Raw genomic sequence first — 20,977 nt, forward strand, 5'->3', positions numbered from 1 at the left:
CAGGCGAGGACGCTACAGCCCTCGGGTTTAATGCACATGGCGGCGTTGGCTGCATTTCGGTGACTGCAAACGTTGCACCAAAACTGTGCGCGGACTTCCAGAACGCTACTTTGCGTGGCGATTATGCAACCGCCCTTGAACAGCTTGATGTGCTTATGCCGCTTCACAAGGCGATCTTTATGGAGCCAGGCACCTGTGGCGCAAAATATGGCATGTCTTTGCTGGGGCTTTGCACAGAAGAGGTACGCTCACCATTGGTCGAGCTGAGCCAAGAGACAAAAAACGCCGTTAAGTCTGCAATGGAATTTGCAGGGCTGCTCTAAGCGTCACCGAGCAACACGTTTGAAAGGGCCGCTTCCACTTTTTGGAGGCGGCCTTTTTATTTTGAGGAGGTTTCGGATTTAAACGGCGGCGGAATGGCTTTCGCCGACAGACGTAAAATCATCAATTCGTTTGGCGATGATACGGACTAACGCATATGCCTGATGCCGCAACATCAAGCCTTCCTTTCCAATGAACAGCAGGTCCTGAAATTCGCTCATCAGGCTAACAACCGTTTGACGGATCACTGTCGCTTGACCCGGAAAAGCTGCCATCAGCTTTCTATCATCAATCGCAAAACGGCACATTAGGTCCTCAACCATTTGCGCGACCAGCAGATCATGGTCAGACATCACGTAGCCCTTGTGACCAGCAAAGCCGGTATCAGCTATCCTTTCTTGGTAGGCCGAAGTTGACGGCGCATTTTGAATGAACCCCTCGCGAAATTTCGAAATGGCTGAAGCGCCAAACCCGATCAAAGTGTCCGCGGTATCATCTGTGTAGCCCTGAAAGTTACGGCGAAGTTGACCGCGCGCGTCGGCGTCAAAAAGGCTATCAGTCGCAAGGGCAAAGTGATCAATTCCAATCATACCGTAGCCTGCGTTGACAAAACGGCGCTGTGCAATCTCGGCCAGCTCAAAGCGGGTGATTGGCTTTGGCAAATCCGCTTCATTAATCATCACTTGCCGCTTCGACATCCAAGGCACATGCGCATAGCCATAAATAGCCAGCCTATCGGGACGCATTTTCAAAACTTGGTCAATAGTCGCATGAAAACTCTGATGCGTTTGTGTGGGCAATCCATAGAGCAAGTCCATGTTGATGCTCGGCACGCCGGCAGCCCGCAGATGTGTCACCACGTGTGCGGTTTGTTCAAAAGTCTGGGGCCGGCCGATGGCGTCTTGCACGTGCTCGGCAAAATCCTGCACGCCGATACTGGCGCGGTTAAGGCCAAATTCGACTAGCGTATCCAGCAATTCAGTTGATGCCTCGGTAGGATCAATCTCTACGGAAAATTCATGCTTGGCCGTACGCTCAAACGCGCCAAAAATACTACTAAGCAAATCGCGCATAGTGTCTGCAGACAGGATAGTTGGCATCCCACCCCCAAGGTGAAGACGTGCCATCTTCACACCCTTCGGCAACTTCGAGCGCACCTTTGTGATCTCGGCTTTCAGCACCTCTACATAGGCATCAACGGGGCGCAGCGTTTTTGTCCCTTGCGTTCGGCATGCACAAAACCAACACAGCCTTTTGCAGAATGGGATGTGGACATAAACAGAAATTTCCGCCCCATCTGGAACTGCGCGCAACCAACTGTCTTGATGCCGAGGTCCAACGCCATTTTCAAAATGATTGGCTGGAGGGTAGCTTGTATAGCGCGGAACTTTCGCGTCAAACAGCCCGTATTTATTGAGAAGCGCTATCTTTTCCATGTGCTTTGGTATTAAATATCGTCAGCCAACAGTCCTTGATATAGATCAACCGCAATGAAGTTTTCTGTCGATAACGCAGTAAGATGTAGTGAATGCCCAATCCGCCATCGCGCCGTATGTGCGAAATGCGATACGGATGAGCTTTTGACTCTTGAGGGCATGAAATCCTACCGCACTTTCAAGGCCGGTGAGACCATTTTGTGGCGCGGTGAGAAGCTGGAGTATGTAGCATCTCTGGTGCAAGGCGTCGCATCTCTTTCAAAGACGTTGGAAGATGGGCGCACGCAAATGGTGGGTCTTTTGCTAGCGTCAGATTTCATTGGCAGACCCGGGCGCGACGAGATTGAATTTGATGTCACAGCGACAACAGATGTCACTTTGTGTTGCTTCAATAAAGAGCCGTTTGAGCGACTGGTCGAGACAACGCCCCATGTGGCACAACGGTTGATGGAACTGGCACTTGATGAGCTGGACGTTGCCCGCGATTGGATGCTGTTGCTGGGTCGTAAAACCGCCCGTGAAAAAATCGCAACTTTTGTTGAGATGCTTGTCCGCCGCTCGCAACTTTCCGAAGACAATGGCACCGCCAGTGTATCACTACCCATGACGCGTGACCAAATTGCGAACTTTCTTGGCCTCACTCTTGAGACAGTCAGCCGTCAACTAAACAGCCTCAAGAAAGACGGCGTCCTTAGCTTTAATGACCGCAAACACCTTGTGGTCGAGGATCTGCCTGCCTTGCATGAGGCAACTGGCGACGACTCTGACGGCGGAATTATTTTTTAAACATATTCCAAAGATTGCGAAGACTCTTGATGTAGATCAAGGACCGACCCCGCTACGTCTTCATAAAACAACCTCGCGAACAAAGGCATCACAAAGATGCTTTGAAATTACGAGGGCGTTTCATGGATTACTTCAAAATCATAATCTTAGGCCTCATCACATTCATTGCCGCTATTGCGGCAAGCAACGGCTATGATCTGGCGTATAAGCTGCATGCCGTGATCATAATGGTGGTGGCTTTTGGGATGCTTGTTTGGGTGCTGCGCACGTCAGATGAGCCACAGAAAATTGCACCGGAAGGCGCATATTTTGACGGGGTCATCCGTGCGGGCGTCATTGCCACGGCGTTTTGGGGCATTGCTGGCTTTTTGGTAGGCACGTTTATCGCCTTCCAGCTTGCGTTCCCTGCCCTGAACTTTGACTGGGGCCAGCCGTTCACAAACTTTGGCCGCCTGCGCCCATTGCACACCTCTGCCGTAATTTTTGCCTTTGGCGGCAACGCCCTGATCGCGACGTCCCTGTATGTCGTGCAGCGTACATCGGGCACACGGCTTTGGGGCGGCAACACCGCGTGGTTTGTCTTTTGGGGCTATCAGTTGTTCATCCTAATGGCCGCAACCGGCTACCTTTTGGGTGGTACACAAAGTAAAGAATACGCCGAGCCCGAATGGTATGTAGACCTTTGGTTGACCATCGTTTGGCTGACGTATCTGGCCGTGTTCCTTGGAACAATTTTCAAACGCCTCGAGAAGCACATCTATGTGGCCAACTGGTTTTTCCTAAGCTTCATCATTACTGTGGCAATGCTTCACGTGATCAACAACCTGTCCATTCCTATCAGCATCTGGGGATCAAAGTCCGTCCAGGTATTTTCGGGTGTACAAGACGCAATGACCCAATGGTGGTACGGCCACAATGCGGTTGGCTTCTTCCTGACAGCGGGCTTCTTGGGCATGATGTACTACTTCGTTCCCAAGCAAGCAGGCCGTCCAGTTTACAGCTATAAACTTTCTATCATTCACTTCTGGGCGCTGATCTTTTTGTACATCTGGGCAGGCCCACACCACCTGCACTACACTGCGTTGCCGGACTGGGCATCAACCTTGGGCATGGTGTTCTCGATCATCCTGTGGATGCCCTCATGGGGCGGCATGATTAATGGTCTGATGACGCTTCAAGGGGCGTGGGACAAACTTCGTACTGATCCAATTCTGCGTATGTTTGTGCTGTCACTGGGCTTTTACGGCATGTCCACATTCGAAGGGCCGATGATGTCGATCCGCGCCGTGAACTCGCTATCGCATTACACTGACTGGACAATCGGTCACGTTCACTCTGGCGCACTTGGCTGGAACGGCATGATCACTTTTGCCTGCATCTACTTCCTCACTCCGAAACTTTGGGGCCGTCAGCAGATGTATTCTGTAAGTGCGATCAGCTGGCACTTCTGGTTGGCCACGTTGGGTATCGTTCTTTATGCCGCGTCAATGTGGGTCACTGGCATCATGGAAGGCCTGATGTGGCGCGAGGTCGATGACCAAGGGTTTCTCGTAAATTCGTTTGCAGACACCGTAAGCGCGAAGTTCCCGATGTATGTGGTCCGTGGTTTGGGCGGGGTTCTGTTCCTGGCCGGCGCATTGGTCATGGTTTGGAACATGTGGATGACCATCCGCGGGGCGAAACCCGCGGTGGCCAATGTCCCCGGCGCACTCAATCTTTCACCTGCAGAATAAGGAGGTCGTTCAATGGCTTTTCTTGATAAACACGCAATCCTCGAGCGTTCTCCAACCCTGCTTTTGACAGCATCTCTTTTGGTGGTGACTGTCGGTGGCATGGTCGAGATTGCACCGCTCTTTTGGCTCGAAAACACAATTGAGGATGTAGAAGGCGTGCGCCCCTATACGCCGCTCGAACTGGCGGGTCGGGACATCTATATCCGCGAGGGCTGCTATACCTGCCACAGCCAAATGATCCGTCCGATGCGCGATGAAGTCGAACGCTACGGGCATTATTCGCTGGCGGCTGAATCGCAATATGATCACCCATTTCAGTGGGGGTCAAAACGAACCGGTCCTGATTTGGCGCGCGTTGGCGGCAGATATTCAGATGCTTGGCATGTGGATCACCTCAAAGACCCGCAATCAGTTGTTCCCGAGAGCATCATGCCGAAATACGCCTTTTTGGCATCGGCTGATCTTCAAACAAACCAGACCGAGGCAACCTTACAAACCCACCGGTTTGTGGGGGTTCCCTACTCGGATCAGCAAATTCAAGCAGCAGTTGTCGATCTGCGCAACCAAGCTGACCCCGACAGTGACTATGACGGCCTAGAAGATCGCTATCCCGGTGTTGTGGTGTCGAACTTCGATGGTCAGCCAGAGTTGACCGAAATGGATGCTCTCATCGCATATCTCCAAGTCTTGGGCACCATGGTCGACTTCTCAACATTCACCCCCGACGCAAGCCGCTAATCAAAGGAGTTCCACAATGGATACCTATTCACTGCTCCGCCAAATTGCTGACAGCTGGGTTCTTTTAGCCATGTTTGTTTTCTTCATCGGAACAGGCATCTGGGCATTTTTGCCAAGCCAACGCAGCGCCCGCACAGAGGCAAGCATGATTCCGTTCCGCAATGATGACAGCGCCAAAACCTGCTCTGGGACATGTGCAACGTGCAAGTGCAACGCCGCTGCTTTGAACGCGAAAGGACAATTCGATGTCTGATAAAAAAGTAGATGATGCGACCGGCGTTGAGACAACAGGTCACAGCTGGGACGGCATTTCAGAACTGAATAACCCACTACCGCGTTGGTGGCTCTGGACGCTTTATGCCACAATTATCTGGGGTATTGCATATACCATCGCCTATCCCGCGTGGCCGATGATCAGCGGTGCGACCGAAGGCATGCTTGGGTACTCAACGCGCGGCGAAGTCGCCACACAAATCGCTAAGCATGAGGCCAAGAACGAAGACCTTGTGGCCCAACTTGTTGCAGCTGACCTGGAGACATTGCCCCCAAGTGATGACCTGCACCGCTATGCAGTGTCTCGGGGCGGCGCTGTCTTTCGCGCTAATTGTAGCCAATGTCACGGCTCGGGTGCTGCGGGCGCAATTGGCTATCCGAACCTTCTTGATGATGACTGGCTCTGGGGCGGCGACATCACAAACATCGCGGCAACGGTTGCCCACGGCATTCGGAACGAAACGGATGACGATGCGCGTTGGTCTGAAATGCCTGCCTTTGATGAAATCCTTGAGGACGCCGAAATTGCAGCAGTCGTTGAGCATGTGATCAGCCTCTCGTCGCCGGATCATGATGCCAGCATCACAAATCAAGGAGCAGCAATCTTTGCAGAAAACTGCTCGGCTTGCCACGGAGAAGCAGCACTGGGCAATCGCGATATTGGCGCACCCAATCTGGCTGATGCAATTTGGCTTTACGGCGGTGATCGAAGCGCGCTTGAACACTCGGTTCGTAACGCACGTTTCGGTCAGATGCCCGCATGGGGTCAACGTCTGTCCGACGCCGATGTGCGCGCAGTTTCTGTCTATGTCCACGCCCTCGGCGGCGGCGAATAAGACGGATAGAAAGAGGCCTCCTCCCGATGGCCTCTTTCACACCCCGAAGCGGCCCTGTTCGCAAAACGCTGCCGCTTCGGGGTACATTATTTACCCTCACAATTTTGCATATGTTTGACCCAGATCAAGGTCAGCTCACCCCTTAAGCGTCTATGTTCATCCTGCGAACAGGAACAATCACATGTCAGAAAACCCTCCCCTTTATGCCGCCCAAGAACCGGTTTTTCCCCGGCGCGTGTCAGGCAAATTCCGAAACCTTAAGTGGTGGATCATGGCCATCACCTTGGGGATCTACTACCTGACGCCATGGATACGCTGGGACCGCGGACCAAGCCTGCCAGACCAAGCAGTACTCATCGACATGGCGCATCGGCGGTTTTACTTCTTTTGGATCGAGATTTGGTCTCACGAGTTTTACTTTGTAGCAGGGCTGCTCATCATGGCCGGTCTGGGGCTGTTTTTGTTCACCTCGGCACTTGGTCGCGTGTGGTGCGGCTATACCTGTCCACAGACCGTGTGGACCGACCTATTCATTTTAGTCGAGCGCTGGATTGAGGGTGACAGAAATGCCCGCGTTAGGCTCTATAATGCTAAGTGGACACTGAAAAAATGGCATCTGCGCATCACCAAATGGGTTGTCTGGCTTCTGATCGCAGTGGCAACAGGTGGCGCGTGGGTGTTCTATTTCGCCGATGCGCCAACCCTGCTGAACCAGCTTGCAACGCTTTCAGCACATCCTGTTGCTTATGGAACGATCGCGGTCCTAACTGCCACAACGTTTGTTTTTGGCGGTTTCATGCGCGAGCAAGTGTGCATCTACATGTGCCCTTGGCCACGCATTCAAGCCGCAATGATGGACCCCGATACCCTGACAATCGGCTACCGTGACTGGCGTGGCGAGCCGCGGGGCAAACAGCGCGTCGAAGGCGCCGGTGACTGCATTGATTGCATGGCCTGCGTCAATGTATGCCCCATGGGAATTGATATTCGCGACGGCCAACAAATGGAATGCATTACCTGCGGGCTGTGTATCGATGCTTGTGATGACGTCATGGACAAAATCGGCAAGCCGCGCGGACTAATTGATTATCTAGCCCTTTCAGATGAAACAGCTGAGCGCGCTGGCAAGCCGCCCAAAGCAATTTGGAAGCACGTATTTCGCCCCAGAACCATACTCTATACAGTTCTTTGGTCTCTGATTGGTGTGGGTCTTGTGTACGCTTTGTTTGTGCGCACAGACATTGAATTAACCGTCAGCCCCGTGCGTAATCCGACATTCATCGTTCAGTCTGATGGGGCTATCCGCAACGTTTACGAAGTGCGCCTGCGCAACAAATTAGGTGAGTCGCGCCAGTTTCACCTAAGCCTTTCGAGTGATGAAATCCTACGCATTGACGTTGACGGAACTGATGGTCGCCTGACTTTTGATGTGCCTGCCAATGCCACACAGCTCAAACGTGTCTACATGACTGCGCGCGCCACGGATCCTGCCGCACGTGCCGCAAACACGCCCGTCCGCATCTGGGTCGAGGACATCTCAAGCACCGAACGCGCCTACCGCGACACCACGTTTAACGGAAAGGTTTCACAATGACCCAAGTACGCCCAAACACAGCCACGGCCTTCACAATCAAGGGCTGGCACGTATTTGCCGTTTTCGCCACGGCCTTCGGGATTATAATCACCGTCAACCTAACGCTGGCGTTCAACGCAGTGCGCACGTTCCCAGGTCTTGAGGTGAAAAACTCTTACGTTGCCAGTCAATCCTTCAACCAAGACAGAGCAGCGCAACTTACTTTGGGCTGGTCTGTCGCCGCCAAATTACAAAACGACGATCTAATCTTGACCATTGTGCAGGACGGCAATCCCATCGCACCGCGTGTTGAACAAGCCATCTTTGGCCGCGCCACATCTGTCGTAGCAGATCAAACGCCGCAGTTCGTGCACGACGGCACGTCCTTTCGCGCCAAAGTGGTCGCGGGTCCGGGTAACTGGAACTTGCGTCTGAAGGCACGCGCAGAAAACGGCACCTTATTTCAACAACGCATCATCGTAGAGACCCCGAAATGACAGCCGCCTGCCCTGCCTGCATCGGCGCAACGGGTCCCGCAGAATTTGCGGCAAGCAACGCGCCCGATGCAATGCAATTTTCGTTGCCAACAATTCACTGTACCGCGTGTATCGGAAAAATTGAACGCGGACTGGCCAGCCAAAACGGCGTGCAGTCGGTTCGTGTAAACCTGTCTCTAAAGCGCCTTACAGTAACTGGTCCGGTACAATCAGACGCCATCATATCAGCCGTGAAGTCGCTTGGGTTTGAGATATACCCTCTGGATGCCGCGACCCTTTCAAACACCACGGATAAAGCAGGCCGTAACCTGTTGATCCGTATGGCCGTCGCGGGCTTTGCCATGATGAACGTGATGCTCTTGTCTGTGGCTGTGTGGTCCGGTGCCTCCGATGCAACGCGCGATTTCTTCCACCTGATCTCGGCCGCAATCGCACTACCAACCGTGGCCTATTCGGCCCAACCGTTCTTTCAAAATGCTCTGAGTGCATTGCGTAAAGGTGGTTTGAACATGGACGTGCCGATCTCTCTGGCCATCATATTGGCTGCTGGAATTTCGCTGTTTGAAACCTTGAATAGCGGGGAACACGCCTATTTTGACGCAGCTGTATCACTGACCTTCTTTTTGCTAATTGGCCGTTATCTTGACCATCAGACCCGCTCTGCGGCACGTTCTGCGGCCAAAGAACTGACTGCGCTTGAAAGTCATACGGCTGACCGCATTGGGGACGGTGTCGCGCAGACGGTCCAACTGTCAGAAGTAGCCATTGGTGACATTATCGCTGTCCCCGCAGGCACCCGCGTCCCAGTCGATGGCGTTCTGTTGAGCGAAGCCGCATTGATGGATCGGTCGTTTCTGACAGGCGAAAGCGCGGCCGTGCCCTTGAACCAAGGATCAGAGATTCAAGCAGGTGAAGTGAACCTCGCAGGACCGCTGCAAATTCGCGCAACTGCCGTTGGTGAAGACACAACCCTGCGCCGAATGGCAGAACTGGTGGAGTTGGCAGAAAGCGGTCGCAACGGCTATACCGCGCTGGCCGACCGAGCCGCCGCGATCTATGCACCGGCCGTTCATTTGTTGGCATTGATCGCGTTTTTAGCATGGTGGATCATCGGCGGCGACGTACGCCATGCCCTCAATATCGCGATTGCGGTGCTGATCATTACCTGCCCCTGCGCCCTTGGTTTGGCCGTCCCAGCAGTCACAACTGCCGCCATCAGCAGGCTGTTCAACGCGGGCTTTCTGGTCAAGCACGCCACCGCCCTCGAACGACTGGCTGAGGTAAATTACGTTGTGTTCGACAAAACAGGGACTTTGACGAAACCCGCCGTCCACGTGCCAGATCACCTTACCAAGTCAGAGCGCGCGGTCGCGCTTGGGTTGGCACAAGTCTCGCACCACCCGATGTCACGTGCATTGGTTGAGCAGTTGCAAACGCAAACGCCCGCCCCCTTGGAGGACATCACAGAAGTTATCGGCCAAGGTGTTCAGGGGCAGTATCTAGGTGAGGAGGTTCAACTTGGACGGGGTCAATGGCTTGGGGCGTCGTTTGTGGGGTTGGGCATGCGCATCGGTGACGCAAGCCCAATTCAGTTTGAAGCACCCGAAACCCTGCGAACCGGTGTGCGTGAGGCGTTATCGGAATTATGCTTGCCTGCAGAAGTTGTCACCGGCGACGCGACCGAGCCTGCGCAAAGCTTTGCCAAACGGATCAGACTGAAGATCACTGCAAACGCCCGCCCGAGTGACAAGCTTGAGCGGATCAGCGAGCTTGAGGCGGCAGGCAAACGGGTTCTCATGGTTGGAGACGGGCTGAATGACACCGCCGCATTGGCGTCAGCACATGCATCGATCGCGCCGGCTTTGGCGCTTGAGGCATCCCGAAGCGCATCTGATGTGGTCATTTTGAAAGACAACTTTACCGCACTTCCCATGATTTTGCGCGTTGCCAAGGCGACCCAAGACCTGTCCAAACAGAACTTCGCAATTGCAGCAGCATACAATATGATCGCAATCCCCATCGCGCTTGCAGGGGCAGCGACCCCCCTCGCGGCGGCGCTGGCAATGTCAGTTTCTTCCATTACAGTTTTGCTCAATTCTCAACGTATGAGGTCCGTCAAATGAACGTATTAGTTGTCCTCATTCCGATTTCCCTAATCTTGGGTGGGCTCGGCCTTGCAGCTTTTTTATGGGCCGTGAAGTCCGACCAATTTGATGATGCCCAAGGCAACGCCGCCCGTATTCTACTTGATGATGAATGAGACCCCGCGCCACGACGAGCCTTGCCAAGCGGCATTGCTGCGCTTAGGTCTGCCCAATGGCCAAACCAAAGACAGACCCCAATTACAAAGTTATCGCCGAGAACCGCCGCGCGCGGTTTGATTATGCTATCGAGAGCGACCTTGAAGTTGGAATGATGTTGATGGGGTCCGAGGTGAAGTCCCTTCGTACGGGGTCCGCGAACATTGCCGAAAGCTATGTGACTGTCGAAGACGGCGAGATGTGGATCGTGAACTCCTACATCAGCCTTTATGCCCAAGCAAAAACTTGGGGCCACATTGAGCGCCGCCGTCGCAAGCTTCTGGCATCGCGCAAAGAAATTGCTCGGTTGTGGCAAGATGTAAGCCGTAAGGGCATGACGATTGTGCCGCTAGTTGTTTATTTCAATCACAAAGGGCTGGTCAAAATGAAGATTGGCCTCGCCAAAGGTAAGAAGAACCACGACAAGCGTGATACCTCTGCCAAGCGCGATTGGGGGCGTCAGAAACAACGCCTTTTGAAGCAGGGCAGCCAGTAACTTACCGTTTGAGAATTTACAGTTTACTTGACGTATTCTTGCGTTATGTCGCTGCGCAGACTACCTGTGCTCCGCAACATCTGGAAAGCTGACCTCATGGAAAATGATATAAAATCACTCGTGTCCACTGATTGGCTCGCCGAGCACATCAAGGACCCTGATCTGCGCATTCTGGATGCATCTTGGTATCTGCCTGACGCGGGTCGTGACCCAAGGGCCGAATTTGACGCGGCACATATCAAAGGCGCGCGGTTCTTTGATATTGATGAAGTCGCTGATCTTCGTTCGGCACTGCCGCACACCGTACCACCAGTTGAGAAGTTTATGTCCCGCATGCGTGCGATTGGCGTAGGCGACGGGCATCAGGTGGTGGTCTATGATGGCGCAGGCCTTTTCAGCGCAGCACGTGTTTGGTGGACCTTCCGTTTGATGGGTTTTGAAAACGTCGCTGTATTGGATGGCGGGCTGCCCAAATGGCAAGCAGAGGGTCGCCCCGTTGACGCCAAGCCCGCAACAATCCGTGACCGCCACATGATCGTGAAACGTCAAGACCACCTTATTAAGGACGTCACCCAAGTGGCCCGCGCGGCCAAGCTGGAAGATCACACCATCATCGATGCGCGTCCCGCACCGCGGTTTGAGGGCACAGCCCCAGAACCCCGTGAAGGCATGCGCGCAGGCCACATTCCCAATTCGCAAAATGTGCCGTTCTCGGCCCTTCTGAACGATGACAAGACTATGAAACCCAAAGCCGAGCTTCAGGCGATTTTTGACGCCGCTGGCGCAGATTTAGCCAAACCGATAATTACCACGTGTGGCTCCGGTGTGACTGCGTGTGTTCTTGCGCTTGCTCTGTACCAGATCGGCAAGACCGACGCCGCAGTTTATGATGGCAGCTGGTCAGAGTGGGGTATGTACGGCGATCTTCCAATTGCAACAGGACCGGCAGATGCTTGAGAACCTCCAACCCCAAGCGGGTGACAAAATCCTCGCGCTCATGGCAGCATACCGCGCTGATCCACGCGACAACAAAATTGATCTTGGTGTCGGGGTTTATAAGGACGCCACGGGACACACCCCCATCATGCGGGCCATTAAATCAGCCGAGCACCGCCTTTGGGAGAAGCAAGACACCAAAACATACGTTGGGCTTGCCGGTGATCCAGAGTTCAGTACGGCTATGGCCCGTTTGGTTTTGGGAAATGGCACGAACCTTGATCATGTAGCGGCCGCCGCCACCCCCGGTGGTACAGGCGCCATCCGTCAGGGCTTTGAGTTAATCCACCATGCTAACCCCGATGCAACGGTCTGGATTTCAAACCCAACGTGGCCAAACCACCCCTCTATTCTTAGCTACCTTGGCATACCTATCAAAAAGTACCGCTACTTTGATGCGCAAACACGCGGAACAGACATTGAGGGAATCCTTGCCGATTTAACAGGCGCAAAAGCCGGTGACGTTGTTCTGCTGCATGGGTGCTGTCACAATCCTACCGGCGCCAACCTGACGGCTCCCGAGTGGCAGCGCGTTATTGCTTTAATGCAAGATCGTGGGCTGATCCCGTTTATCGATATAGCATATCAGGGCTTTGGTGACGGGCTTGAAAAAGATGCCGCAGCAACCCGCACAGTGGTTCAACAGATGCCGCAAACCCTGATCGCTGCAAGCTGTTCAAAGAACTTTGGCATCTACCGCGAGCGCACAGGTGTGCTGATGGCCATCAGCCAAGACGCCGCATTGAAAGAAACGGCTCAAGGCACGCTTGCGTTTTTGAACCGCCAGAACTTTAGCTTTCCACCAGATCATGGCGCACGCCTGGTGACGATGATTTTGCAAGACGAAACGCTGCGCGCAGAATGGGCGAGTGAGCTTGAAGAGGTCCGCCTAAATATGCTGGGCCTACGGCAGCAGTTGGCTGATGAGATGAAGCGTCTGACTAACTCGGACCGGTTTGATTTCATCGCAACGCACCGCGGCATGTTCAGCCGTATTGGCGCCACACCAGAGCAAGTCGAAAAGCTGCGCGAAGATCACGGCATTTACATGGTTGGCGACAGCCGCGTGAATATTGCCGGACTAAGCGCGTCAACCGTCCCTGTTCTTGCACGCGCATTGGTTGAAGCAGGTGTATAAATAGAAAAGGCCCCCCACATTGCTGCGGGGGGCAAGTTTTTCGAAAATACCAACGGGAAGGTGTTAGCCTTTCGAGAACTCAGGGTAGGCTTCCATCCCCAACTCGGTCACGTCCAAGCCGTTGATTTCGGCTTCTTCGCTAACACGGATGCCAATCAAGCCTTTCATCAATGTGAAGGCAATCAAGCTTACGACGAAGACAAAGATACCGATTGCTGCAAAACCGATGAGCTGTGTCACGAATGACGTGTCAGCTGTGTAGACCGGCACAACCATTGTACCCCAGAAGCCGGCGATCAAGTGAACCGGAATGGCACCGACAACATCGTCAATCTTCAGTTTGTCGAGCATTGGAACAGCAACCACAACGATCACACCACCAACAGCACCAATCCAAAGTGCACCGAACAATGTTGGGTCAAGCGGACCAGCAGTGATAGACACCAGACCAGCAAGCGCACCGTTCAGAACCATTGTCAGGTCAGGCTTTTTGTAGAGAGCTTGTGTCAGCAACAGGGCTGCAACCGCACCGGCAGACGCTGCCATGTTGGTGTTTGCAAAGATACGACCAACGTCCGTGATGTCGCCAACTGTACCCGCAGCAAGCTGTGAGCCGCCGTTAAAGCCGAACCAACCCAACCACAGGATGAATGTACCCAAAGTGGCAAGCGCAAGGTTAGAACCTGGCATTGGCACAACGCGGCCGTCTTTGTATTTGCCAATCCGCGCACCAAGAACCAAGGCACCTGCAAGTGCGGCAAAACCACCAGCTGCGTGCACCAAAGTTGAGCCAGCAAAGTCAGAGAAACCCATCTCGGACAACCAGCCGCCGCCCCACTGCCAGCTTGCTTCGACCGGATAGATGAAGCCGGTCAGGACAACAACAAAGATCAAGAAGGGCCACAGTTTTACGCGCTCGGCCAATGTGCCCGAAACGATAGAAGCAGTTGTCGCACAGAACATCAGCTGGAAGAAGAAGTCAGAGGCAACAGATGCGTAATCCAATGATGCATCAGCGGCACCTAGGCCAACTGGCTCAAGCGATGTGGGACTAAAGCCACCAAGCCAACCTTCGATGATCCATTCACCTGGGTACATCAGGTTAAAGCCAACGGCCCAATACATAATTCCCGCCAATGAAAACAAAGCGATGTTTTTGGTAAGCTGCGTGGTGACGTTTTTCGAACGCACCAAACCCGCCTCAAGCATCGCAAAGCCAGCGGCCATCCAGAAAACTAAAAAGCCGCCAACCAAGAACAACAGCGTTGTCATGATGTAGGGGCCGATTTCGTCAAAGCCCGGCGCAGCGTCCTGTGCAAAACCCATGCTCGGCAGCGCAATCGCGGCTGCAGCAAGGGGGAGTGATTTCATAAATTTCATCGGTCCATATGTCCCTTAGTTGGCGCCTTAAAGCGCGTCATCGTTAGTTTCGCCGGTACGGACGCGCAGCGCGCTGTCCAGATCCAGAACGAAGATTTTTCCGTCACCGATCTTGTCGGTCTTCGCTGTAGCCGCGATAGTTTCAACAACCTGATCGACCATGGATGCCGCTACCGCGATCTCCAGCTTTACCTTTGGTACAAAGTTCACCGCGTATTCCGCACCACGATAGATTTCTGTGTGGCCAGATTGCGATCCGAACCCTTTAATTTCTGTCACCATCATTCCGCGCACGCCGATGGATGTCAGCGCTTCGCGGACCTCCTCAAGCTTGAACGGTTTGATTGCTGCAATAATCAGTTTCACGTGCATCCCCTTGTTGATCTTCTACTCAGACCGCTCAGACAGCGCTCTTTGGATGACCTGAGCGGACACCTAGCACCGCTTTCAAACAAGAGATCAGCGGATATCTGCTGCGCCGCAGCGTGACTTACCGCCTAAATTTTGAACATTTAGGCGCAATTGTCTAAAAAATAGGCGGTTAGAAAAGCTGGAAATGAGAATCATCAGCTAAACAAGACCGACAAAACCCGATACAGTTAGGAAAACACCGTCAAAACGGGCAGAGCAGATGGCATCCTCAAATAAACCCCGCAAGCCTCTTGTGGCGGACAAACGCTATTCGAAGCCCGCAAAACCTGCGGCCAAGAAAGCTGCAAAGCGCAAAGCCAAACCTAAAGCCGCTCCCAAAGAACAGGGGGGCCTTTTGGGCTGGGTTAAGCGTCTGATCAAATGGGTGCTATGGACAATCTGGTCCTTCATCTGGCGCACCGGTGCAGTGATCACCTTACTGATCGTTGGTAGCGCCAGTTATTACGCCGCCACGCTGCCCGATATGGAGCAGCTTGTTGACGGACGTGCCCGCGGTTCTGTGACCATGTCGGATCGTGACGGCAGAACCTTTGCGTGGCGCGGGGATCAGTTCGGCGGCGTGGTTACGGCCACCACCGTATCAGCACACCTCAAAAACGCCGTCGTCGCCACCGAGGACAAGCGGTTCTATCGTCATGTAGGCGTATCACCACGCGGGATCGCATCTGCTGTGCGGATCAACTTACGCGAAGGGCGTGGCCCACTATCTGGTAACGGTGGCTCAACAATTACGCAGCAAACCGCCAAACTGTTGTGCCTTGGCGTGCCTTTCGATCCCAATAAATGGAAATCCGAGACCGCCTATGAAGCAGATTGCCGCCGCACCACGCTTTGGCGCAAAGTCAAAGAAGCGGTCTTCGCCCTTGGGATGGAAATCAAATATACCAAGGATGATATTCTGACAGTCTATTTGAACCGCGCATATCTGGGCGCAGGTAGCCGCGGGTTTGAAGCCGCCGCACAGCGCTATTTCAGCAAGTCCGCCGCAATGGTGAACCCCGCGGAGGCCGCGATGTTGGCAGGACTTCTAAAGGCCCCCTCAACACTTGCGCCCACGAACAACCTACAACGCAGCCAAGATCGCGCGAACCTTGTGATCGGCTTAATGGTGCAGCAAAAGTACCTTACCCCAATCAAGGCATCGCTCGCGCGGGCAACACCGGCAGAACTTTCACAGGCGGCTAAGCTCACATCGGGGGGATATTTTGCGGATTGGGTCATGGATAGCGGGCCTGAATTTTTCACACGCTCTACCACGGAAGACGTCATCATTCGCACCACGCTTGATCAACGCATGCAGACCGCCGCAGAGGAAGCGTTGCAGTATATATTCGAGGAAAAAGTCCGCGAAGGCTCAAAGGCGCAAGCAGCCATAGTCGTGATGTCCGCAGACGGTGCCGTACGCGCGATGGTGGGTGGGCGCGCCACAAACGGCACAGGCGCATTCAACCGCGCCACCCAAGCAAAGCGCCAAGCGGGGTCAACCTTTAAGCCGTTCGTCTACGCAACGGCACTTGATCGTGGATACACTCCTGAAGACGTCGTTTTGGATGAGCCCCTGTGCATCGACATCCCCGGGTCAGGCGAATGGTGCCCCAAGAACTACGCCAAAGAATTTAAAGGCCAAGTTACCCTAACTGAAGCTTTCAAGGATTCCCTCAACATTCCCGCCGTGCGCATTTCCGAAGGATTGGGCCGTGAACGTGTCCGCGAAATTGCGCAGGGTTTTGGTATTCAAAGCGGTCTTGCTGCGGGTCCGGCGCTGGCGCTTGGGGCGTCTGAAAGTACGCTTATTGAAATGACGGGCGCCTATGCTGGTATTCTAAACGGCGGCTCGTCCGTGACACCCTACGGCTTGGTCGAGTTGCGCGTTTTGGGTGATGACACACCGCTGATGACGCAAACCGGCGGCATTGAAGACCGCGTGATCAGCCGTGAAGCCGCGCAGCAACTCACGTGGATGATGTATCAAACAGTCGAAGCTGGCACAGGACGCCGCGCCCGTATCGAAGGCCGGGAAATTGCGGGCAAAACGGGCACCACGCAAGCCGCGCGTGACGCGTGGTTCATCGGTTTTTCCGGTGATTACGTGGCTGGCGTTTGGATGGGATACGATGACAACACACCACTTAGTGGCGTGACGGGCAGCGGCCTACCAGCCGAAATCTGGCATGAGACCATGCGCCGTATTCTTGAAGATCTGCCGGCTGTGCCCCTGCCAATACAGCGATCAGCTGGCGCATCATTGAGCAACCCGCCCCGCAGTTCAGAGCTTAATCGCACCATCCCACAGCAGCCCCAATCCCAAAATAGCGATGGGTTTGAGGCAACTGCTGAAAATATCTTGATCGACGTTCTGCGTGGGCTTCTGGGAGGCAATTAAGCCCATCCAGCTTACCCCACTCAAGCTACAAAGAGGAAAGGTCGCGCGTCAGCTGATCCAGATTACCGTTACGACGATCCAAAAGCGCACCGATTTCTATCTTTTCGGTCCGCGCAAGGCTGATACCTTCAATCAACATATCCGCAAAAAGGCCATCGTCGTTCACACGGAAGGTCACATCAAACGGCCGCTCGCCGCTTAACAGTGCCTCGGCGCGAACTTCAACAAAGCTTTTCACTGATTTTGCAGATTTCACTGTGATCTCGCCACCGATGAACTCGCGGAAGCGGCGGCCATATTTACGCGAGATATAGCCAGCAAATGCTTTGTTATACGCACGGATTTGACCAGATGATGCAGCACGCGCATCAGCGCCCAAGGTGAAGCGTGCGATGCGCTCTACATCTGCGTAGCGCTCAAAAATGCCTGCAAATTCGCGGATCATAGCGTTTTCCGAACGGCCAGAGTTAATGACCTTGTTTATATCCGCTACGACGTTCTGGATAAGGCGCTCAGCCTGCGCTGTGGTCAATGCCAGCGCTGGTTTGGACAATGCAGCACCCGCAAAGGCAGCGATGCCAACTGTGACGAATGTGCGGCGTGAAAAACTAGTTGAATAGGTCATCATACGTATCCTCGGTTGTACTTTCGGGGCTCGCAACGGGCGTGCCCAACTCAAAACGACGGCTTTGCAAATAGATACTACGCGCTTGGGCGTAACTATCGGCGCTCTCATAAAGCACCTGATCAATTACACCAGAAAATGTGTAGCGATCACCAAGACGCGCCAAACCACCTGCAACAGGCGGCACAAGATTTTCAGGCGAGTCTAGATCGTAACTGAACGGGTTCGTAAACAGATCGACCACCTTACCAAGCGTTTCACGTTGGGTTGAGGCGCCAAGCAACGGCAACTCAATATAGGCACCCTCGGGGGCGCCCCATGTGGCAAGTGTTTCACCAAAATCTGCGCGCTCTTGCTCAAGCCCCGCCTCGGTTGCCGGGTCAAGCAAACCGCCAAGCCCCAACGTCGTGTTCATTGCAAATCTGAAGAAATTGCGCGCGGCGCCGTCAATGTCGCCTTGCAAAAGCGTGTTCACAAACTGGGAAGGCAATGAAAGGTTCGCTGCAAAATTACCAACGCCCGTACGCACGGTTTGTGGCAAAATCGTCCCATATCCATTTGAAACCGGACGAAACAGGGCGCGGTCGACGCTTTTGTTAAACCCATGGATTTTGCGGTTTGTTTTTTCAAACGGGTCATGAATTTCCACAGGTGTCTGCGGGACCGAACACGCCGTCAGCGCGCCAATTGCGCAAAGCGCAAAACAACGCAGCACTGTATTTTTTAGGATTCTCGCAAACCGCATATTACGCCCTCATTCATTGATCTTACCAAATAACGTAAAACCACAAAATTCCCAGTATCGACGTGGGGCCGACATATAAATGTGATAATTGCGCGACAGCCTCACATATCCAAACTTCATCAGCATCGCAGCACTTTGTTTGAGCAAAACCCGCTAATTGCAATTGCCCATGCCCACGCGCAGGACTAGCGTTTGGTCAAACGTACACCTTACCAGAACAGGACTTTGAGATGAGCAATATTGAGAGAAAACTAGCAGACCTTGGCGTAACCCTTGCAGACGCACCTGCGCCCGCAGCCAATTATGTGCCATTCGTTCAAGTAGGCGACCTGTTGTTTGTATCGGGCCAAATCAGCCGTGATGACGAAGGCTTAATCACAGGTAAAGTTGGCGATGACCTCAGCGTCGAAGCAGGGGCTGCTGCCGCCCGCACCTGCGCAATTGCACTGTTGTCTCAAGTTAGAGCGGCCTGTGATGGTGATCTCGATCGCCTTGTGCGCGTGGTCAAATTAACAGGCTTCGTGAACTCAACACCTGATTTCACCGAACAACCAAAAGTCATCAACGGATGCTCTGACTTTTTGGTAGAAGCACTAGGTGACATCGGCCGTCATTCACGCAGCGCAGTTTCAGCCGGCGCTCTGCCGCTCAATGTAGCGGTCGAAATTGAAGGTATTTTCCAGATCAAATGATGCTGCCACGTTCCTTTCTTGATCGGCCCATAGCGCACCGTGCGTTGCATGATGTAGCGGACGGGCGGCCCGAAAACAGCCGCGTCGCCATTCGTGCAGCCATCGAGAAAGGCTACGGAATTGAGATTGACCTACAGCTCAGCGCCGACAACCAAGCCATGGTTTTTCATGACTATGGCTTGGACCGCCTCGCGCACGGCAACGGACCAATCAGCATCCATTCCGCGCAAACACTTGGTGAAACAACACTGCGCGGCGGGGATGAAGGCATTCCAACATTTGCCGAAGTTCTTGAATTAGTCGACGGGCGCGTGCCACTGTTAGTTGAGTTGAAAGACCAAGACGGCCAAATGGGGCCAAACGTAGGTGATTTAGAACGGGCGACAGCGAAAGCCGCGCACGGCTATTCGGGACCGATCGCGATGATGTCGTTCAATCCCCATTCTGTTCTGGACATGGCCGATCTGATGCCAGAAACTCCAAGGGGTATCACAACCAGCTCGTTCATCCCTGAAAAATGGGGCCTGCCCGAAAGCATCTGCGCGCCACTTCGTGACATCCCTAATTATGACCGCGCGAAATGCTGTTTCATCAGCCATGAAGTAGACGACCTGGACCGCCATCGTGTGGCTGAATTGAAATCCACAGGTGCTGCGATTTTATGCTGGACGGTCAAATCGGCCCAGCAAGAAATCACCGCACGAAAAATTGCCGATAATATCACATTTGAGCAATACCTTGCTTGACGCCAATTGAACGGGCACCACCTCAAAACCATGAACAAAGCCCCAGAAATTGAAGTGCGCATCGTCAGCCAAATTGCCGAGATTGGCCAAGCAGAATGGGACGCTTGCGTCACCTCTGACCATAAACACCCCGATGATCCGTTTACGACCTACCGCTTTCTTAAGGCGCTTGAGGATAGCGGGTCTGTCGGAACAGGCACCGGTTGGCAGCCACATTATTTGCACGCTCTGGAAGGCGGCGAAACAATCGGTGTGGCGCCGATGTTCGGCAAATCCCACAGCCAAGGTGAATACATCTTCGACCACAACTGGGCACATGCCTATGAACGCGCAGGCGGCAGGTACTATCCCAAGCTACAGATCGCCGTGCCGCATACACCCGCGACAGGCCGCCGCTTTTTGGTCAAAGACGGACGTGAAGAAGTTGCACGCTCGGCCCTAATGCAGAGGGCTGTGCAGGTGGCGGGTAGCAACAATTTCAGTAGTTTGCACATTACATTTTGCACAGATGATGAGCGCGCTTTCGGCGCCGAGTTGGGGCTTCTCGAACGCTCAAGCCAGCAATTCCATTGGCTCAACAACGGCTACGCGGACTTTGACGGTTTTCTCAGCAGCCTCTCAAGCCGCAAGCGCAAAAACATCCGCAAAGAACGCGAGAAAGCCCAAAGCTTTGGCGGTGAAATCCATTGTCTGACAGGGGATCAAATCCAACCAGAGCATTGGAACGCCTTTTGGGTTTTCTATCAAGACACGGGTGCGCGCAAATGGGGCACGCCCTACCTGACTCGCGCGTTTTTCGATCATGCCCAACAGCATCTGCGCGATGACATGCTTTTGATACTCGCCGAGCG

Annotated in this window: 22 protein-coding genes; 17 read left to right on the top strand and 5 right to left on the bottom strand. The window is 53.7% G+C overall.

Annotation, left to right across the window (positions count from 1 at the left end; all coding sequences use genetic code 11):
- On the top strand, positions 1 to 323 hold a 323-nt coding region (locus tag ACTF5M_RS09435; protein WP_438960765.1), incomplete at its 5' end, for a dihydrodipicolinate synthase family protein.
- A gap of 78 nt (positions 324 to 401) precedes the next feature.
- On the opposite strand, the gene hemN is transcribed toward ACTF5M_RS09435, so the two are convergent.
- Positions 402 to 1,757: an oxygen-independent coproporphyrinogen III oxidase gene (gene hemN, locus ACTF5M_RS09440; protein WP_438960766.1), complete on the bottom strand. Its 1,356-nt coding sequence runs from the start codon at positions 1,755 to 1,757 to the stop codon at positions 402 to 404.
- Positions 1,758 to 1,811: 54 nt separating this feature from the next.
- Here hemN and fnrL point away from each other — a divergent pair, with 54 nt between their 5' ends.
- From fnrL to ACTF5M_RS09500, 12 genes are all read left to right on the top strand, one after another.
- Positions 1,812 to 2,543 (top strand): transcriptional regulator FnrL, encoded by a 732-nt coding sequence (fnrL, locus tag ACTF5M_RS09445; protein WP_438960767.1) that lies wholly within the window; start codon positions 1,812 to 1,814, stop codon positions 2,541 to 2,543.
- Between the two features lie 122 nt (positions 2,544 to 2,665).
- The gene (ccoN, locus tag ACTF5M_RS09450) at positions 2,666 to 4,276 is read left to right on the top strand and encodes a cytochrome-c oxidase, cbb3-type subunit I (protein ID WP_438960768.1); all 1,611 of its coding nucleotides are present in this window, start codon (positions 2,666 to 2,668) and stop codon (positions 4,274 to 4,276) included.
- Between the two features lie 12 nt (positions 4,277 to 4,288).
- On the top strand, positions 4,289 to 5,014 hold the full coding sequence (gene ccoO / locus ACTF5M_RS09455; RefSeq protein WP_438960769.1) for a cytochrome-c oxidase, cbb3-type subunit II: 726 nt from the start codon (positions 4,289 to 4,291) through the stop codon (positions 5,012 to 5,014).
- Between the two features lie 16 nt (positions 5,015 to 5,030).
- Positions 5,031 to 5,267 carry a cbb3-type cytochrome c oxidase subunit 3 gene (locus tag ACTF5M_RS09460; RefSeq protein WP_341246154.1) on the top strand — a complete coding sequence of 79 codons (237 nt, stop codon included), beginning with the start codon at positions 5,031 to 5,033 and terminating at the stop codon, positions 5,265 to 5,267.
- Entirely contained in the window at positions 5,260 to 6,123 is an 864-nt protein-coding gene (gene ccoP, locus ACTF5M_RS09465) for a cytochrome-c oxidase, cbb3-type subunit III (protein ID WP_438960770.1), read from the top strand. Before ACTF5M_RS09460 ends, ccoP begins: the two co-directional genes overlap by 8 nt.
- Positions 6,124 to 6,304: 181 nt before the next feature.
- On the top strand, positions 6,305 to 7,717 hold the full coding sequence (gene ccoG / locus ACTF5M_RS09470; protein WP_438960771.1) for a cytochrome c oxidase accessory protein CcoG: 1,413 nt from the start codon (positions 6,305 to 6,307) through the stop codon (positions 7,715 to 7,717).
- A complete protein-coding gene (locus tag ACTF5M_RS09475; RefSeq protein WP_438960772.1) occupies positions 7,714 to 8,193 on the top strand; it encodes a FixH family protein in 480 nt (159 codons plus the stop codon). Before ccoG ends, ACTF5M_RS09475 begins: the two co-directional genes overlap by 4 nt.
- The gene (locus ACTF5M_RS09480) at positions 8,190 to 10,316 is read left to right on the top strand and encodes a heavy metal translocating P-type ATPase (RefSeq protein ID WP_438960773.1); all 2,127 of its coding nucleotides are present in this window, start codon (positions 8,190 to 8,192) and stop codon (positions 10,314 to 10,316) included. The genes ACTF5M_RS09475 and ACTF5M_RS09480 overlap by 4 nt, the downstream gene beginning before the upstream one ends.
- Positions 10,313 to 10,453: a cbb3-type cytochrome oxidase assembly protein CcoS gene (ccoS, locus tag ACTF5M_RS09485; RefSeq protein WP_048598412.1), complete on the top strand. Its 141-nt coding sequence runs from the start codon at positions 10,313 to 10,315 to the stop codon at positions 10,451 to 10,453. Before ACTF5M_RS09480 ends, ccoS begins: the two co-directional genes overlap by 4 nt.
- 56 nt (positions 10,454 to 10,509) lie before the next feature.
- The gene (gene smpB, locus ACTF5M_RS09490) at positions 10,510 to 10,989 is read left to right on the top strand and encodes an SsrA-binding protein SmpB (protein ID WP_048598413.1); all 480 of its coding nucleotides are present in this window, start codon (positions 10,510 to 10,512) and stop codon (positions 10,987 to 10,989) included.
- A gap of 96 nt (positions 10,990 to 11,085) precedes the next feature.
- Positions 11,086 to 11,946, top strand: a complete 861-nt coding sequence (gene sseA, locus ACTF5M_RS09495; RefSeq protein WP_438960774.1) for a 3-mercaptopyruvate sulfurtransferase — start codon at positions 11,086 to 11,088, stop codon at positions 11,944 to 11,946.
- Positions 11,939 to 13,123 carry an aromatic amino acid transaminase gene (locus tag ACTF5M_RS09500; RefSeq protein WP_438960775.1) on the top strand — a complete coding sequence of 395 codons (1,185 nt, stop codon included), beginning with the start codon at positions 11,939 to 11,941 and terminating at the stop codon, positions 13,121 to 13,123. Before sseA ends, ACTF5M_RS09500 begins: the two co-directional genes overlap by 8 nt.
- Positions 13,124 to 13,186: 63 nt before the next feature.
- On the opposite strand, the gene amt is transcribed toward ACTF5M_RS09500, so the two are convergent.
- Positions 13,187 to 14,503 (bottom strand): ammonium transporter, encoded by a 1,317-nt coding sequence (amt, locus tag ACTF5M_RS09505; RefSeq protein WP_438960776.1) that lies wholly within the window; start codon positions 14,501 to 14,503, stop codon positions 13,187 to 13,189.
- Positions 14,504 to 14,530: 27 nt separating this feature from the next.
- Positions 14,531 to 14,869 (bottom strand): P-II family nitrogen regulator, encoded by a 339-nt coding sequence (locus ACTF5M_RS09510; RefSeq protein WP_438960777.1) that lies wholly within the window; start codon positions 14,867 to 14,869, stop codon positions 14,531 to 14,533.
- Between the two features lie 265 nt (positions 14,870 to 15,134).
- Between ACTF5M_RS09510 and ACTF5M_RS09515 the strand changes: the two genes are divergently transcribed.
- Entirely contained in the window at positions 15,135 to 17,318 is a 2,184-nt protein-coding gene (locus ACTF5M_RS09515; protein WP_438960778.1) for a transglycosylase domain-containing protein, read from the top strand.
- Positions 17,319 to 17,343: 25 nt separating this feature from the next.
- Here ACTF5M_RS09515 and ACTF5M_RS09520 read toward each other — a convergent pair whose 3' ends face one another.
- Positions 17,344 to 17,943: an MlaC/ttg2D family ABC transporter substrate-binding protein gene (locus ACTF5M_RS09520; protein WP_438960779.1), complete on the bottom strand. Its 600-nt coding sequence runs from the start codon at positions 17,941 to 17,943 to the stop codon at positions 17,344 to 17,346.
- Complete coding sequence (locus ACTF5M_RS09525) at positions 17,927 to 18,658, bottom strand: MlaA family lipoprotein (protein WP_438960780.1); 732 nt, start codon at positions 18,656 to 18,658, stop codon at positions 17,927 to 17,929. The genes ACTF5M_RS09520 and ACTF5M_RS09525 overlap by 17 nt, the downstream gene beginning before the upstream one ends.
- A gap of 260 nt (positions 18,659 to 18,918) precedes the next feature.
- Between ACTF5M_RS09525 and ACTF5M_RS09530 the strand changes: the two genes are divergently transcribed.
- The 3 genes from ACTF5M_RS09530 to ACTF5M_RS09540 all read left to right on the top strand — a co-directional run.
- Positions 18,919 to 19,380 carry a RidA family protein gene (locus ACTF5M_RS09530; RefSeq protein ID WP_438960781.1) on the top strand — a complete coding sequence of 154 codons (462 nt, stop codon included), beginning with the start codon at positions 18,919 to 18,921 and terminating at the stop codon, positions 19,378 to 19,380.
- A complete protein-coding gene (locus ACTF5M_RS09535; protein ID WP_438960782.1) occupies positions 19,377 to 20,126 on the top strand; it encodes a glycerophosphodiester phosphodiesterase family protein in 750 nt (249 codons plus the stop codon). The genes ACTF5M_RS09530 and ACTF5M_RS09535 overlap by 4 nt, the downstream gene beginning before the upstream one ends.
- A gap of 30 nt (positions 20,127 to 20,156) precedes the next feature.
- The coding region (locus ACTF5M_RS09540; protein ID WP_438960783.1) for a GNAT family N-acetyltransferase at positions 20,157 to 20,977 on the top strand (821 nt) is incomplete at its 3' end.

The organism is Nereida sp. (genome assembly GCF_965655635.1).
In the GTDB taxonomy this organism is placed as follows: domain Bacteria; phylum Pseudomonadota; class Alphaproteobacteria; order Rhodobacterales; family Rhodobacteraceae; genus Nereida.

What these genes read in the sequence shown, in the direction of transcription:
- hemN (WP_438960766.1), bottom strand. Translation starts at nt 1,757, where the DNA reads ATGGAAAAGATAGCGCTTCTCAATAAATACGGGCTGTTTGACGCGAAA.
- fnrL (WP_438960767.1), top strand. Translation starts at nt 1,812, where the DNA reads ATGAAGTTTTCTGTCGATAACGCAGTAAGATGTAGTGAATGCCCAATC.
- ccoN (WP_438960768.1), top strand. Translation starts at nt 2,666, where the DNA reads ATGGATTACTTCAAAATCATAATCTTAGGCCTCATCACATTCATTGCC.
- ccoO (WP_438960769.1), top strand. Translation starts at nt 4,289, where the DNA reads ATGGCTTTTCTTGATAAACACGCAATCCTCGAGCGTTCTCCAACCCTG.
- ACTF5M_RS09460 (WP_341246154.1), top strand. Translation starts at nt 5,031, where the DNA reads ATGGATACCTATTCACTGCTCCGCCAAATTGCTGACAGCTGGGTTCTT.
- ccoP (WP_438960770.1), top strand. Translation starts at nt 5,260, where the DNA reads ATGTCTGATAAAAAAGTAGATGATGCGACCGGCGTTGAGACAACAGGT.
- ccoG (WP_438960771.1), top strand. Translation starts at nt 6,305, where the DNA reads ATGTCAGAAAACCCTCCCCTTTATGCCGCCCAAGAACCGGTTTTTCCC.
- ACTF5M_RS09475 (WP_438960772.1), top strand. Translation starts at nt 7,714, where the DNA reads ATGACCCAAGTACGCCCAAACACAGCCACGGCCTTCACAATCAAGGGC.
- ACTF5M_RS09480 (WP_438960773.1), top strand. Translation starts at nt 8,190, where the DNA reads ATGACAGCCGCCTGCCCTGCCTGCATCGGCGCAACGGGTCCCGCAGAA.
- ccoS (WP_048598412.1), top strand. Translation starts at nt 10,313, where the DNA reads ATGAACGTATTAGTTGTCCTCATTCCGATTTCCCTAATCTTGGGTGGG.
- smpB (WP_048598413.1), top strand. Translation starts at nt 10,510, where the DNA reads ATGGCCAAACCAAAGACAGACCCCAATTACAAAGTTATCGCCGAGAAC.
- sseA (WP_438960774.1), top strand. Translation starts at nt 11,086, where the DNA reads ATGGAAAATGATATAAAATCACTCGTGTCCACTGATTGGCTCGCCGAG.
- ACTF5M_RS09500 (WP_438960775.1), top strand. Translation starts at nt 11,939, where the DNA reads ATGCTTGAGAACCTCCAACCCCAAGCGGGTGACAAAATCCTCGCGCTC.
- amt (WP_438960776.1), bottom strand. Translation starts at nt 14,503, where the DNA reads ATGAAATTTATGAAATCACTCCCCCTTGCTGCAGCCGCGATTGCGCTG.
- ACTF5M_RS09515 (WP_438960778.1), top strand. Translation starts at nt 15,135, where the DNA reads ATGGCATCCTCAAATAAACCCCGCAAGCCTCTTGTGGCGGACAAACGC.
- ACTF5M_RS09520 (WP_438960779.1), bottom strand. Translation starts at nt 17,943, where the DNA reads ATGACCTATTCAACTAGTTTTTCACGCCGCACATTCGTCACAGTTGGC.
- ACTF5M_RS09530 (WP_438960781.1), top strand. Translation starts at nt 18,919, where the DNA reads ATGAGCAATATTGAGAGAAAACTAGCAGACCTTGGCGTAACCCTTGCA.
- ACTF5M_RS09535 (WP_438960782.1), top strand. Translation starts at nt 19,377, where the DNA reads ATGATGCTGCCACGTTCCTTTCTTGATCGGCCCATAGCGCACCGTGCG.